Source organism: Streptomyces thermospinosisporus (genome assembly GCF_039526425.1).
Classification (GTDB): domain Bacteria; phylum Actinomycetota; class Actinomycetes; order Streptomycetales; family Streptomycetaceae; genus Streptomyces; species Streptomyces thermocarboxydovorans.
The window spans coordinates 120598-133567 of sequence record NZ_BAAAIZ010000033.1; the positions used below are offsets into that span (position 1 = coordinate 120598).

10 protein-coding genes are annotated in these 12970 nt (G+C 73.4%); 4 read left to right on the forward strand and 6 right to left on the reverse strand.

Going from position 1 to position 12970, the window contains the following annotated elements; all coding sequences use genetic code 11:
• Positions 1-401: 401 nt before the first annotated feature.
• Together ABD207_RS13070 and ABD207_RS13075 are read left to right on the forward strand one after the other, a co-directional pair.
• Positions 402-1001 (forward strand): CGNR zinc finger domain-containing protein, encoded by a 600-nt coding sequence (locus tag ABD207_RS13070; RefSeq protein ID WP_344012650.1) that lies wholly within the window; start codon positions 402-404, stop codon positions 999-1001.
• A gap of 57 nt (positions 1002-1058) precedes the next feature.
• The gene (locus ABD207_RS13075; protein WP_344000234.1) at positions 1059-1556 is read left to right on the forward strand and encodes a hypothetical protein; all 498 of its coding nucleotides are present in this window, start codon (positions 1059-1061) and stop codon (positions 1554-1556) included.
• Here the strand turns inward: ABD207_RS13075 and ABD207_RS13080 are convergent.
• Together ABD207_RS13080 and ABD207_RS13085 are read right to left on the reverse strand one after the other, a co-directional pair.
• On the reverse strand, positions 1519-3504 hold the full coding sequence (locus tag ABD207_RS13080; RefSeq protein ID WP_425580706.1) for an N-acetylmuramoyl-L-alanine amidase: 1986 nt from the start codon (positions 3502-3504) through the stop codon (positions 1519-1521). The two genes, ABD207_RS13075 and ABD207_RS13080, sit on opposite strands and share 38 nt — an antisense overlap.
• Positions 3505-3799: 295 nt before the next feature.
• Entirely contained in the window at positions 3800-4939 is a 1140-nt protein-coding gene (locus ABD207_RS13085) for an aminoglycoside phosphotransferase family protein (protein ID WP_344012651.1), read from the reverse strand.
• Positions 4940-5186: 247 nt separating this feature from the next.
• Here ABD207_RS13085 and ABD207_RS13090 point away from each other — a divergent pair, with 247 nt between their 5' ends.
• Complete coding sequence (locus ABD207_RS13090; protein ID WP_344012653.1) at positions 5187-6680, forward strand: DNA-binding protein NsdB; 1494 nt, start codon at positions 5187-5189, stop codon at positions 6678-6680.
• Between the two features lie 45 nt (positions 6681-6725).
• Here the strand turns inward: ABD207_RS13090 and ABD207_RS13095 are convergent, their stop codons facing one another.
• The 3 genes from ABD207_RS13095 to ABD207_RS13105 all read right to left on the reverse strand — a co-directional run bounded on the left by ABD207_RS13095 (position 6726) and on the right by ABD207_RS13105 (position 11318).
• Entirely contained in the window at positions 6726-8222 is a 1497-nt protein-coding gene (locus ABD207_RS13095; protein WP_344012655.1) for a PP2C family protein-serine/threonine phosphatase, read from the reverse strand.
• A gap of 314 nt (positions 8223-8536) precedes the next feature.
• Positions 8537-9631: a baeRF3 domain-containing protein gene (locus ABD207_RS13100; RefSeq protein WP_344012657.1), complete on the reverse strand. Its 1095-nt coding sequence runs from the start codon at positions 9629-9631 to the stop codon at positions 8537-8539.
• Between the two features lie 91 nt (positions 9632-9722).
• Positions 9723-11318, reverse strand: coding sequence for an alpha/beta hydrolase (locus ABD207_RS13105; RefSeq protein ID WP_344012658.1), 1596 nt, complete (start codon positions 11316-11318; stop codon positions 9723-9725).
• Positions 11319-11631: 313 nt separating this feature from the next.
• On the opposite strand from ABD207_RS13105, the gene ABD207_RS13110 reads away from it, so the two are divergent.
• Complete coding sequence (locus tag ABD207_RS13110) at positions 11632-12255, forward strand: chaplin (RefSeq protein ID WP_425580707.1); 624 nt, start codon at positions 11632-11634, stop codon at positions 12253-12255.
• A gap of 70 nt (positions 12256-12325) precedes the next feature.
• On the opposite strand, the gene ABD207_RS13115 is transcribed toward ABD207_RS13110, so the two are convergent.
• The gene (locus ABD207_RS13115; protein WP_344012662.1) at positions 12326-12811 is read right to left on the reverse strand and encodes a nucleoside deaminase; all 486 of its coding nucleotides are present in this window, start codon (positions 12809-12811) and stop codon (positions 12326-12328) included.
• Positions 12812-12970: the final 159 nt, after the last annotated feature.

The following is a 12970-nucleotide window of genomic DNA, read 5'->3' on the forward strand; positions in this document are numbered from 1 at the left end:
GGGGCTGGGCGGGGAGGCGGCGATGGCTGCGCCGGGCTTTCGGGCCGAGGCGGTGACGGTTGTGCCGGGGTCTCGCCTTGGGCGAGGGGCGGTGAGGGTTGCATCGGGCTTTCGGGCTGGGCGGGGAGGCGGCGATGGCTGCGCCGGGCTTTCGGGCTGGGCGGGGAGGCGGCGATGGCTGCGCCGGGCTTTCGCGTCGGGCGGGGAGGTGGTGACGGTTGTGCCGGGGTCTCGCCTTGGGCGAGGGGCGGTGAGGGTTGCATCGGGCTTTCGGGCCGGGCAGGGCGGTGACGGTTGTACCGGAGTCTCGCGCCGAGCGGGGCGGCGGCCATGGCCTCACCGCCTCCTCGCGCTGGACGAGAAGGCGGCAACGGCTCCGCCGGCCTCTATCATCGGCGGACATGCGGGACGCGAACGGCCGGGACACCCGGCTTGCCCTGGACCTCGCCCTCACCGTCCGGCACGACGGTCACGGCGGGGTCGCCGACGATCTCACCGAGCCCGCCGGTCTCACCGCCTGGGTGCGCGCCCACGCCGACGACCTGCCCGACGCCGCCGCACAGCCGGCGGACGAGGACACCCTCGCCGCCGTCCTGCGCCTGCGGGCGGCCATCCGCGCCCTCTTCGCCCGCGCCGTACGCCCCGGAGAGCCAAGCCCCGCGGACGCCGCCCGGCTGCTGCCCGTGCCCGAGGCCCTGCGGAGGCTGAACGAGGCGGCCGCCCGGCGCCCCACCGTGCCCGTACTGGAGTGGGCCGACGGCGGCGCACCGGTCCTGCGCCGGCGGGCCGCGGCCGGCGGCGACGACCTGGTGGCCGCGCTCGCGCAGGCCGCCATCGGCTTCCTCGCGAGCCCCGACCGGGAGCGGCTGCGGGCCTGCCACGCACCCCGCTGTGTGCGCTACTTCCTCAAGGAGCACCCACGGCAGGAGTGGTGCAAGCCGTCCTGCGGCAACCGGGCCCGCGTGGCCCGCCACCACGAGCGGCACCGGCGGCCCGCGTAGCCCGGGCGGGCGCCGCCCGGCGGACCGTTCGCGGGTGCGGGCACGTACCATGGCGGCATGTCGTTCCTCCGCCGCCGCAGTGCCACCCCCGCCGGCCCCGACTTCGACGTGCTGGCCATGGATCCGGGCGACTGGCCCGGCAATCTGGGCGCCGGGCTGCTGCCCGCCCCCGACGGCAGCTGCCAGGGTGTCTTCCTGCGCTACGACCTCTTCGGCGGCCGCGGACCCGCCATGATCATCGGCAATCTGCCCGAGGGGTCCCCGGCCCGCGACGTCGCCGAGGGCGAGGTGCCCTTCGAGGTCGCCCAGCTGCTGCTGGCGCTGGAGAACGACGAGGAAGTGACCGTCGTCGGCACCGAGGACGTGCCCGTCATGCAGGGCGACAACCTGCTGATCGTGCGGCGCGTCAAGCTGTCGGAGGACCGGATCTCCTGCGTGCAGTTCGACCGCAGCGACAATGTGCTGGTGACCATCGCCGCCTGGGACCGGCCCATCACCGACGACCTGTACGCGCTGCTCAAGCCCCTGCCCGCGGAGCTTTTCCAGCAGGGCTGAGCGTGACGTCGGCCGCCCGGACGAAAGCGATCCGGTGGCCGAACTGGATCTGGTAGTAGCGGTCCTTGCCCGTGATCACCCGGTGCGACTGAGGGTCGAAGGTGACCGCGTAGTAGTACTCGCCGCGCATCTCGCCGCCGACCACGTACTTCTGCCCCTTGGGCAGGGTGTACGGCAGCGGGGAGACCGCCTGGGCGGGCACGCCCTCCGGGTAGGCGGAGGCCTCCGGGTAGGCGCGGCCGTACACCGGCACCGAGTCCAGGCCCTTGCGCGGGGTCACGGTCCGGCCGGCCGAGGGCACCGCCGTGGGCTGCTTCTGCGGGTTGCGGAACCAGGCCTTCTGGCCCAGGTACCAGATGGCGGTCCAGTCGCCCCAGCGGTCCGCCACCGCGAACTGCTGGCCGGTGGAGACCCGTGACGACAGGTCGTTCACCCCGGTCGTCGGGGCCGAGCCCAGACCGATGTCCCTGATCAGCGGGGACTTCTCGTCGTGGTCGGAGTACAGCCGCACCGCGCTGGAGCCGTGCGCCGGGCACGGCTCGGCCGAGCCCTCACAGCCGGTGAACACCGGCTGGTGCTTGGCGTAGTCCGGGCGGATCGTCACCACGGGCGCGTTCTTCCCGCCGGTGGCCTTCAGCGGCTCGCCCAGCAGCTCGAAGTAGTGCCGCCAGTCCCAGTACGGGCCGGGGTCGGTGTGCATGCCGCGCACGGCCGAGGTGGTCGGACCGGGCACCGTGTCGTGCCCGAGGATGTGGTGCCGGTCCAGCGGGATGTCGTACTTCTCGGCCAGGTACTTCACCAGACGGGCCGACGACCGGTACATCGCCTCGGTGTACCAGGCGTCCGGCTTCGTCAGGAAGCCCTCGTGCTCCAGGCCGATCGAGCCGGCGTTGACGTACCAGTTCCCGGCGTGCCAGGCCACGTCCTTCGCCTTGACGTGCTGGGCGACATGCCCGTCGGTGGAGCGCAGACTGTAGTTCCACGACACATAGGTGGGGTCCTGGATCATGTCGAGGACGCCCTCCCAGGCGCCCTCGGTGTCGTGCACCACGATGTACCGGATGCGCTGTGAGGCGGGCCGGTCCGCCAGGTCGTGGTTGCCGTAGTCGCCGTCGCCGAACTCCTCGTACGGCGCCGGGATCCACTCGCAGGAGATCGTCGCCGGGCACTCCGTACCGGCGGACGAGGCGGTCCGCAGTCCGGCCCGCCGCACCACCGACCGGTCCGGCACCACATCCGGCCGGGCGGCCAGGGCGACCCGCTGACCGGAGTCCGTGGTGCGCCGCTCACCCGCGCGGATCACCGCGAAGACTTCGTTGGCGTACGCCGCCGCCGTCGCGGTGTCGTCCGCGCCGGAGAAGCGGGCCACCGCCCCGTACCAGTCGGCGGGGTCGCCGCCCGCCGGCGCGCCCAGCTCCCGCTGGGCCTTCGCCAGCAGCGCCGCGCCGCCCGCCACATTGGCGGCGGGGTCCTCGCGCAGCCGTTCGGGGCTCAGCCCGGTGAGCCGGGCGGCCTCGAGCAGGGTGTTCAGACGGGGCGGCAGCGTGCCCGCGCGGAAGCTGAGGTCCTTGGGCAGCAGCGCGGGCCGGGCGTCGTCGCCCCGCGGGTCCTCCATGCCCCCGCCGTGGTGGCCGGCCGTGGCGAGCGCGGTGCGGGCGTCCGTGAGGTGCATCGGGCCGTACCCGCCGGACACGCTCGGCGCACCGCCGTGACTGTCCCAACGGGACTGCAGATAGGACACCCCGAGCAGCACGCTCTGCGGCACCCCGTACTCCGCGGACGCCTCGGCGAACGCCTGTTGCAGCCGGGCGGTGGCGGGCGGGGCCTCGGACGACGGGGCGGCGCCGAGCAGCGGCAGCGTCAGCGCCGTGGCGGCCAGGGCACCGGCGGCCCCCCGGGCGCGTCGCCGCCCGGCGGGCCGGACGGACTCGATGGGGGATCCTCGCAAAGCAGCCTCCTGGGACGAACGGGCGGGACGGGCCGTACGGGGCCGAGCGGTGCGTCAGTGGTACCGCCGGTCCGACGATCCGTCAATCATGCCCAGGAGAGGAAGAATTCCCTTGTCAATCGAGGTGTGGGGGAGTTTCGTGGCGGCGGCGCCGGGGCCTGCGGCGCATCACAGGAGTACACCAATGGCCCCTTGCGTGAGGGCCGCTCCCGGACGTACGTGCGTGAGGGCCGCCCCCGGACATACGTGATCCGCGGCGCGCCCCCGACGGGCGCACCGCGGATCCTCGTCCCCGTCAGCGAGTGCCGACCGCCGCACGCACGGCCCGGCGGGCCAGCTGGCAGTCGTCGTGCAGCCGCCGCAGCAGCAGCCGCTGCTCCTCGCCGGACGGTGCGGCACCCGGCTGGGCCGAACCCGGTGCCACCGGGGCCGTGTCGTGCATCGAACGCTGCACGGCCGTCTCATAGGTGCGGATCTCGCGGGTCAGCACCAGCATCAGATTCACCAGGAAGGCGTCCCGCGAGGCCGGGCCCGCCGACTGCGCGATCTGGCTGATCTGCCGCCGCGCCACCGGCGCGTCCCCGAGCACCGACCACAGCGTGGCCAGGTCGTAGCCGGGCAGGTACCAGCCCGCGTGCTCCCAGTCCACCAGCACTGGACCAGCCGGTGACATCAGGATGTTGGAGAGCAGGGCGTCCCCGTGGCAGAACTGGCCCATGCCCTGCCGCCCCGCGGCGAGCGCGATACCGTGCAGCAGCTTCTGCAGATCACCCATGTCCCGGTCGGTGAGCAGCCCCAGCTCGTGGTAGCGGGCGATGCGGGCCGCGTAGTCCAGCGGGGCGTCGAACGTCCCCGCCGCCGGCCGCCAGGAGTTCAGCCGGCAGATCGCTCCGAGTGCCGCCCTGATGTCCGCCCGCGGCGGCGCCTCCATGGGGTGCCGCTGAAGTGCCGCCACCCGGCCGGGCATCCGCTCGATCACCAGCGTGCAGTTGTCCGGGTCCGCCGCGATCAGCCGGGGCGCCCGCACGGGCGGGCGGTGCCGGACGAACGAGCGGTACGCCGCTATCTCGTGGCGGATCCGCTCGGACCAGGCGGGGGAGTGGTCCAGTAAGCACTTGGCGACCGCCGTGCTGCGGCCCGTGGTGCCGACCAGCAGCACCGACCGTCCGCTGCGGCGCAGCACCTGCACCGGGGAGAACTCCGGGCAGATCCGGTGCACCGAGGCGATCGCCGTGCGCAACTGGGCGCCCTGCGGGCCGGACAGGTCGAGTCTGCCGCTGACCGGCTGGGTGCCGGGCCCCGGAGCGCGCCGTACCCGTCCCGCGCCGAGCACGGGAGCCGCCGGCCGTGCGGGGGCGAGATAGGGGCCGCTGTCCGACGGACGCGAACGCAGCGGCCGGGGCGGGGCGGACACGGAGGACGATGCTGCGTACATGGGCGAGACAGATCCCTTCGTGTGCCTGCGACGTCAGTGCCCCACCCGGCCCGGGCCCTCCAGGCGCACCCTGGGGGAATGCACCGGCCGTACCGGAAAGGGCGGCCGGGTCGTGGTGGCGCACTCCTACTCGACACCCGATGTCCCCTGGCACACCATCTGGCGCACCCTGGCGAACCGTGGCGAATAGTCGCCCGGCAACTCTCACCGGTCTACTGTCAACTCAGCCGAGAACCTGGGGGCTTACGTGAGCGGACAACCCAACACCCGGCTCGCGGACCTGTTCGGCCTGGCCGGCTGGTCCAAGGGCGAACTCGCGAGGCTGGTCAACAAGCAGGCGGCGGCCATGGGCCACCCCCAGCTGGCGACCGACACCTCCCGGGTGCGGCGGTGGATCGACATGGGAGAGATCCCGCGCGATCCCGTACCGCGGGTGCTGGCGGCTCTGTTCACCGAGCGTCTCGGCCGTGTCGTGACCATCGAGGACCTCGGTCTGGTCCGGCGCGGGCGTGCAGGGAAACGGCAGAGCGGCCAGAGCACGGAACATCCCGACTCCCTCCCGTGGGCGCCCGAGCGGACCGCCGCGGTCCTCACCGAATTCACGGGAATGGACCTCATGCTCAACCGACGCGGCTTGGTGGGCGCGGGCGCCGCGCTCGCCGCGGGATCCGCACTCAGCAGCGCCATGCACGACTGGCTGCACACCGATCCGGCCCTGACCGCCGACGCTCCCCGCCTCAGCAATCCCCTGCACGCCGACCCCGCTGGGTTCGACCGCTACGAGGCCGCCCCCATCGGGTCGCAGGAGATCGAGGAACTGGAGCGCTCCGTGGAGGTGTTCCGCGCCTGGGACGCCGCCCGGGGCGGCGGTCTCCAGCGCAAGGCGGTGGTCGGCCAGCTCAACGAGGTGGGCGGCATGCTCGCCTACCGTCATCCACCCCACCTCCAGCGGCGCCTGTGGGGCGTCGCCGCCAATCTCGCCGTCCTCGCCGGCTGGATGTCGCATGACGTCGGCCTGGAGCCCACGGCCCAGAAGTACTTCGTCATCGCCGCACACGCCGCGCGGGAGGGCGGCGACCGGCCGCGCGCCGGTGAGGCGCTGTCCCGGGCGGCCCGCCAGATGGTGCACCTCGGCCGGCCCGACGACGCGCTGGACCTGATGAAGCTCGCCCAGTCCGGGTCGGGCCAGGAAGTGCTGCCGCGCACCAAGGCGATGTTCCACACCATCGAGGCCTGGGCGCAGGCGTCCATGGGCAAGGGCCAGGCGATGCGCCGCACCCTGGGCCGGGCCGAGGATCTGTTCGTCTCCGACAAGGGCGATGTGCCGCCGCCGAGCTGGATGCAGCTGTTCAACGAGGCGGACCTGTACGGCATGCAGGCCCTGGCGTACCGCACGCTGGCGGAGTTCGAGCCGGGAGCGGCCGCCCACGCCCAGCACTACGCGGACAAGGCGCTGGCGCTGCGGGTGGAGGCCCAGCAGCGGTCGAAGATCTTCGACTTCCTGTCCATGGCCTCCGCCTGCTTCATCGCCGACGACCCGGAACAGGCCGACCGTTTCGCCCGGCTGGCCCTGGTGTCCATGGGACAGAACTCCTCCCACCGCACCTGGGACCGGCTGCGCCAGATGTACCGGCTCACCGCACAGTTCGCCGACTACCCGAGAATCCAGGAGCTGCGCGAGGAGATCGAGCTGGCGCTGCCGAAGCCGAAGGGGAGGGGCGGCAAGACCGCACCGGCGTGACGGCGTCGGCGCCGGATGCCGGCGACCTGGATTCCGGGCCGTAGGTCATCCGTGCTGAACACCCGCGCCTGGCCGCGCCGTCGGTGATCCGCGCCAGTCGGTCACCCGTGCCACGAGCACGCAGGCGTCGTCCTCGCGGTGCTGCTCGCCGAACTCCCGGACCATCGCCCGGACGCAGTCCTGTGCGGTGGTGGCCCCGGTGACCTGTGGCGTCATCGTGGCGAGCAACCGGTGTGCGGCCGCCTCTCCCGCGTACCCCGGCACCAGGCCGTCGGTGTGCAGGAGCAGCAGGTCGCCGGGCTCGAGGGTCTCCTCGGCCTGCCCGTACACCGCGCCGGAGGCGGTACCGAGCAGCATGCCCTCCGGTGCGTCCAGCACCCGTCCCGTCCCCCCGCGGAACAGCAGCGGGGCGAGCCGGCCGGCCCGCGCCCACACCAGGGAGCGGGTGCCGGGCCGGTAGCGCAGGCAGAGGGCGCTGCCCAGGGCGGGCTGTACGGTGGCGTCCAGCAGCCCGTTGAGGCAGGTAAGCAGCGGGCCCGGAGCGGTGCCGGCCATCGCCATGCCGCGCACCGCGCCGAGCAGCATCGCCCGGGCGGAGGCCACGGCGACGCTGCCCTGCCCGGTGAGCCCGCCGACGCTCAGCAGTGTCGTTCCGTCGGACACGTCGAGCGCGTCGTACCAGTCCCCGCCTATCCGGGGGCCGGTGGACGAGGGCAGCTGGAGGGCGGCGATGTCGAGCCGCGGCCGGCCGGCGTGGGGCTGCGCGGTGCGCGGGCCGGTGTGCGGGAGCCGCAGGGTGCCGTGCCGTGCCGGGAGCACGGCCTCCTGCAGCTCGACCGCGAGCCGGTGCTCGGTCTGTTCGGCCTTCTGCCACTGGTGGTGCAGCGAGTCACGGGTCTCGCTGACCGCCCTGCGGCAGCGGCGCAGTTCGCTGACGTCGCGCAGGACCGCCCACATCGAGGCGGTGCTGCCGTCGGCGCCGAGCACCGGTTCGCCCATCATGTGCATGGTGCGCACCCCGCCGTCCGGGAGGACGACACGGAACTCTCCGTCGATGGGACGGCCGTCGACGAGGCAGCCGGTGACCATGGCCGTCAGCTTCGGCCGGTCCTCGTCGAGCACCAGCGAGGGCAGCTCGTCGAGGGTGAGCGGGGGAGCGGCGGGGTCGCGGCCCAGCACGCCGTACAGCTCCGGCGACCAGCTGGCCTCGTCGGTGAGCAGATTCCACTCCGCGCTGCCGACCCGGCTGACCAGGGAGCCCTGCCGGGGGACGGGAGGCGCGGGCGAGGACGGCCCGGACGCTTGCCGCGGGGCCTCCCTCAGCTGGGCCAAGTGCTCGTCGAGATCGTTGAGCTGATGCAGCGCCAGGTCGTACAGCGCCCGCTGGAAGCGTTCCCGCGGGTCGGCGGCGTCGGCCGGGGTGCCGCGGCGCACCGCGTCCACGTCGTCCTTGAGCCGCCGGGTCTGGGAGATGAGTGCGTCGACCGAGCCGCGCCCGGGCGGCTGGGCGGCTGAGCGGTCCGCGGAGAGATGGGACGGCATGACGCACTCCGATGCGGGTCGGAACGGCCTTCGAGGCGGAGGGGCTGTTACGACTGTTGCACAGCCCGCGACGGCTCGTAAGGGATTCGGCAACACACGATAGGGCGGTGCCGAGGGCATATGCCACCGTCTTTGCGGAGTTACTCCGGGGTATGCGCGACAGGTCGGCCCGCCGCGTCAACTTCGATGATACGCAAGTGACTTGACGGGCCGATGGGTCGCCTGCGGCATATCGGTCAGGCGTTCGGGGGGCGGGCACCCGTTCGCCCTGAATCCGGGTGTGACGGAGCGTCAGGACCCCCTCCTCGGTGTGCTCAGTACCGCAGCACCGCCGCCATTCCCTGCGCCTCCTTGAGCGTGCCGTCCGGGACGAAGCGGACCTCGGCACCGGTCTCCAGGCACTGCTCCACGATCTCGTCGACGATGTCGTGGCGCACGTCCAGATCACCGTTCGCCGCGATCACCAGGTGCTCCCCGGTGTCGCGCACGCTCACCTGGTAGTTCTCCTCGACGGCCAGCAGCCGCACCCGGCCCTCCCGGGCGCTCTGCCACAGCTCGTCCACCCCGGCCGCGTACTCCTTGCGCCCACGGGCGGCCTCGAGCTCCTTGAGCACCTGCTCCGTGCTCTGCCGCGCCTCCTCCTCCAGCACCGGGCGGATCGCCTGCCACACCGCCTCGTGCGGGCCGTGGGCCAGCCCGCCGTGCTGGACGTGCACGGCGTCCTTGGTCACCGTGCCGACCTCGCTGACCGCGGACAGGGCGGCCGGCTCGCCGGTGACGTACAGCGGCCGCGGGTCGCGGCGCAGCACGGCCTCCATCGCGGCGTCGGCCTCCTTCAGGAAGCGCCGGGTGCTCTCGTCCCGGAACGCGCTCGGCTGGTCGCCGATCCGCTCCTCCCGCTCGGGGTCGAAGTTCTCCGGGGGACGGGTCATCGGGAAGCCGCCCCTGCGCTCCTCGACGACCCGGTCCACGCCGCCGCTCCACAGGGTGACCCGGTCGGCGGAGACGGACAGCACCCAGAACCGCCGCTCCGCGGCGTGGGCGGAGACCAGGTTGCGCGTGAGGAAGGTGTCCGAGAGCACCACGCGCTCGGGCACGGAGCGCCTCAGCGTCCACACCTGGTGCTCTCCGGGGGCGGCGAAGATGGCCAGGCCGTCCTCGCAGTGCGTCAGATCCACCTCGGCCAGGGCCCGGTCCAGCTCTTTGGAGACCTCGATGCGCCGGTCCCGGGTGACCGCGGGATCGGCCTCCAGCCGCCGCTTGGCCTCGGCCACCAGATTGCGCAGCCGGACGGCGTCCTCGGCGCTGAGCGGATCGCGCCGGTTCGTCGGCGTCAGCACGGAGACCGCAGGGTAGGGCCGCGGGCGGCGTAGTTCGGCAAGGGTCGCGGGGCTCAGATCGTGCTCCATGACAGCACCATAGAGCCGATTCCCTCGTAGGGCATTCGGGGCAATCCGGCAGACCGTGGTTCCTCGGCCAGGACCCCGGTGGCCGGCGGCGCTACTCGCGCTCGTCCTCCTCCGTGCCGCAGGAGCTGCCGTCGCTGGGCAGGGAGCCGTAGAGGAGGAAGTCGTCGATCTTGCGGTGGACGCACTTGGAGGAGCCGTAGCCGGTGTGCCCCTCGCTCCGGTTGTCGAGCACCACCGCGGAGGAGCCGAGCCGCTTCGCCGTCTGCACCGTCCACTCGTACGGCGTCGCCGGGTCGCCCCGGGTGCCGACCAGCAGCATCTTCGGGGCGTCCAGGTCCTTGACCCGCTCCCGGATGTAATCGGTCCCCTTGGGACGGCCGTGGCACAGCAGCACCTGGGCCAGCCGGTAGCGCCCGAAGACCGGAGAGGCCTCCTCGTAGGCCTCCCGCAGCCGGGCGAAGTCACGGGTCACCCGGGCGGCGGGCGGACGGTCCGGGTCGTCCGCGCAGTTCACCGCCATCAGCGCTGCCGGCAGGTTGTCCAGCGGGATCTCCTCCTCGTCGGTCAGCGGGGTGTGTCCCCGTACCGGCACCGGGACCGGCACCGGGACCGGCAGCGTGACCCCGCCCGCGGCGAAGGCCTCCACGCCGCGCGTGTCCCCGTCCTCCATCAGCTGGGCGAGCGCCCGTTGCAGCAGCGGCCACAGCTCCCTGCTGTACAGCCCCTGCCCCATGGCGCCGGCCAGGTCCTGGCCGGTGAACTCGAACCCGAAGTCCGTGGGCACCGGGTCGTCGTCGAGCGAGCGGATCAGCTCCACCACCTGGGTGCGGGCGAGCCGGGGGTCCTGCCCGAACGGGCAGGCGATGTCCTCGGTGCACCAGGTCAGGAAGCTCTCCAGCGCCTTCTGCTGGCCCTTGGCGCTGACCAGGCCCTGCTCGGTCAGCGGCTCGGTCAGGGTGTCCACCCCGTCCAGCGCCATGCGGCCCACCCTGTCGGGGAACCGGGCCGCGTACACCGCGCCCAGCCGGGTGCCGTAGGAGAAGCCCAGGTAGTTGAGCTTGTCGTCGCCGAGCACCTCACGCATCAGGTCCAGATCACGGGCGACGTCCACGGTGCCCATGTGCCGCAGCACCGGTCCCGAGTGCTCGGTGCACTCGGCGGCCACCTCGCGCAACTGCCGCAGCATGCCCGCCGGATCGGACACGTCCTCACCGTCGGTGACCTCAAGGGCCCGGCTGGTGGCCTCCTCCCCGCAGCTGACCGGCGCAGAGCGGCCGACGCCGCGGGGGTCGAAGGACACCACGTCGTACTCGTCGGTCAGGCCCAGGAACTCCTTGCCGCCGTGGGCGAGTCCCAGCACCCCGGAGCCGCCCGGGCCGCCGAAGTTCAGCACCACCGATCCCCTCGGGTCGCCGGTGCCCCGGTAGCGGGCGAGGGCCAGATCGAGGGTGCCCCGGTCCGGATCGGAGTAGTCGAGCGGCACGGTGATCTTGCCGCACTGCAGGTCCTCGGGCATGTCCGTGCCCTCGCACGCCGACCACTTGATCTTCTGGTCGGTGAAGCGGCTGAGGTCCGGCTCCCCGGCCGCGCCGGCGGCCGGCAGGCCCGCGCCCAGCAGGGCCAGCGTCGCCGCCGCGACGACGGCGCAGTGCCGGAGCGAGAGTCGCACGGACAGCTTGGCCTGCATCGATGCCTCCACGTGCGCCGCCCACAGCGGACCGGGAGCCGGCGCCCTGGCCCACGATAGGCGGGCTCACCCGGCCTCGCCTGTCGGCCGGACGGCTCACCCCGTACCCCCCGTCCGGCGGGTGGGCGGCCGCCGTGAGTTCGACGGCTTTGCCGGAGTTTCGACCGCGGGGACGCCCGTTGGAGTGAACGGGGAGTGACTTACGGATAAGCCATAACTCGGATGGTGGGCCCGCGTTGCACCCGGTGCGGGCGAGTGCTCGCGACCATGTCTGGAAGGCAGGACACCTATGAGACGGGTTACCCGTAACGGTGTGATCGCCGTCGCGGCCGCGTCGGGCGCGATGGGCCTGGCCGTGCCGGCGTACGCCGATGCCGGGGCCGACGGAGCCGCGGCCGGCTCACCCGGAGTGCTCTCCGGAAACACCGTGCAGCTGCCGGTGCACGTCCCGGTCAACGTGTGCGGCAACACGGTGAACGTGGTGGGACTCCTCAACCCCGCCGCGGGCAACGCCTGCGTCAACGAGGACGGAAACGGCAAGTCCGGCTCGGGGCCGTCCGGCGGCGCCTCCGCCGAGAGCACCACGCAGAACTCCCCGGGCGTGGCCTCCGGCAACGGCGTGCAGCTGCCCGTCCATCTGCCGGTCAACGTCAGCGGCAACAGCGTGAACGTGGCCGGAGCCGGCAACGCCGCCGAGGGCAACGAGTCCGTCAACACCTCCGGCGAGAAGCCCGAGCGGCCGGCCGAGGAGGAGCCCGAGCGCTCCGTCCCGCCCCGCATCGAGCCCGCGCCCGCCCCCGAGCCGGCGCAGCGGTCCACCGGCGCCCTCGCCGAGACCGGCGCGGACCACACCCTGCCGGTCGCCGCGACCGGTGCCGCACTGTTCCTCGGCGGCGTCGCCCTGCACCGCCGCTTCCGCCCGCGGCGGGACGCCTGAGCGAAGGGCCGTGCCGCGCCTCGAGCCGGCCGGGCGTTCCACGTCGGCCGGCTCGGCGGGCACGCCGGGCTCAGCCCGCCGCGCGATGGAACCGGCGGTGCAGCTCCCGGACACTGTCCGTCAGCTCGGGGACCGGGCCCTCCACCGTGACGCCGGGTGCGACCTCCTGCACCGGCAGGGGCCGCACCGGCGGCGCCGGAACGCCCAGCTCGGCGAGCCAGCCGGTCAGCTGTGCGGAGGAGGCCACGTACACGATCCGTCCGAGACCGACCCAGGCGTGCGCCGCCGCGCACATCGGGCAGTGCTCACCGGAGGTGTACACCGTGGCGGCGGCCCGCTCCCCGGGCGTCAGATGCTCCGCGGCCCAGCGCGCCAGGGCGAACTCGGGATGCCGGGTACGGTCCCCGGAGGCCACCCGGTTGCGGTCCTCGGCGAGCACCCCGCCGTCCCCGCCCACGAGCACCGACCCGAACGGCTCGTCCCCGGCGTCGAGAGCCTCGGCCGCCAGCTCCACACAGCGGCGCAGATGCGCCGGCTCGGCATCCTTCACGACCATGGACGGCCTCCCGTGACGACGATGTGATCGGCATCCTCGGTCACCTTAGGCAGCCCCGCGGAGGGTGTCCGCCTCAATTGCGTTGACCCGGCGGCCTACCGGTGCCGGGGTGAGCCGCATGGATCCGGGGCCGGGTGCACACCGTCATCGCGAACGGGT

Bases quoted from the DNA above. Each gene is read 5' to 3' on its own strand.
- ABD207_RS13070 (WP_344012650.1), top strand. From the start codon at position 402: ATGCGGGACGCGAACGGCCGGGACACCCGGCTTGCCCTGGACCTCGCC.
- ABD207_RS13075 (WP_344000234.1), top strand. From the start codon at position 1,059: ATGTCGTTCCTCCGCCGCCGCAGTGCCACCCCCGCCGGCCCCGACTTC.
- ABD207_RS13085 (WP_344012651.1), bottom strand. From the start codon at position 4,939: ATGTACGCAGCATCGTCCTCCGTGTCCGCCCCGCCCCGGCCGCTGCGT.
- ABD207_RS13095 (WP_344012655.1), bottom strand. From the start codon at position 8,222: ATGCCGTCCCATCTCTCCGCGGACCGCTCAGCCGCCCAGCCGCCCGGG.
- ABD207_RS13100 (WP_344012657.1), bottom strand. From the start codon at position 9,631: ATGGAGCACGATCTGAGCCCCGCGACCCTTGCCGAACTACGCCGCCCG.
- ABD207_RS13105 (WP_344012658.1), bottom strand. From the start codon at position 11,318: ATGCAGGCCAAGCTGTCCGTGCGACTCTCGCTCCGGCACTGCGCCGTC.
- ABD207_RS13115 (WP_344012662.1), bottom strand. From the start codon at position 12,811: ATGGTCGTGAAGGATGCCGAGCCGGCGCATCTGCGCCGCTGTGTGGAG.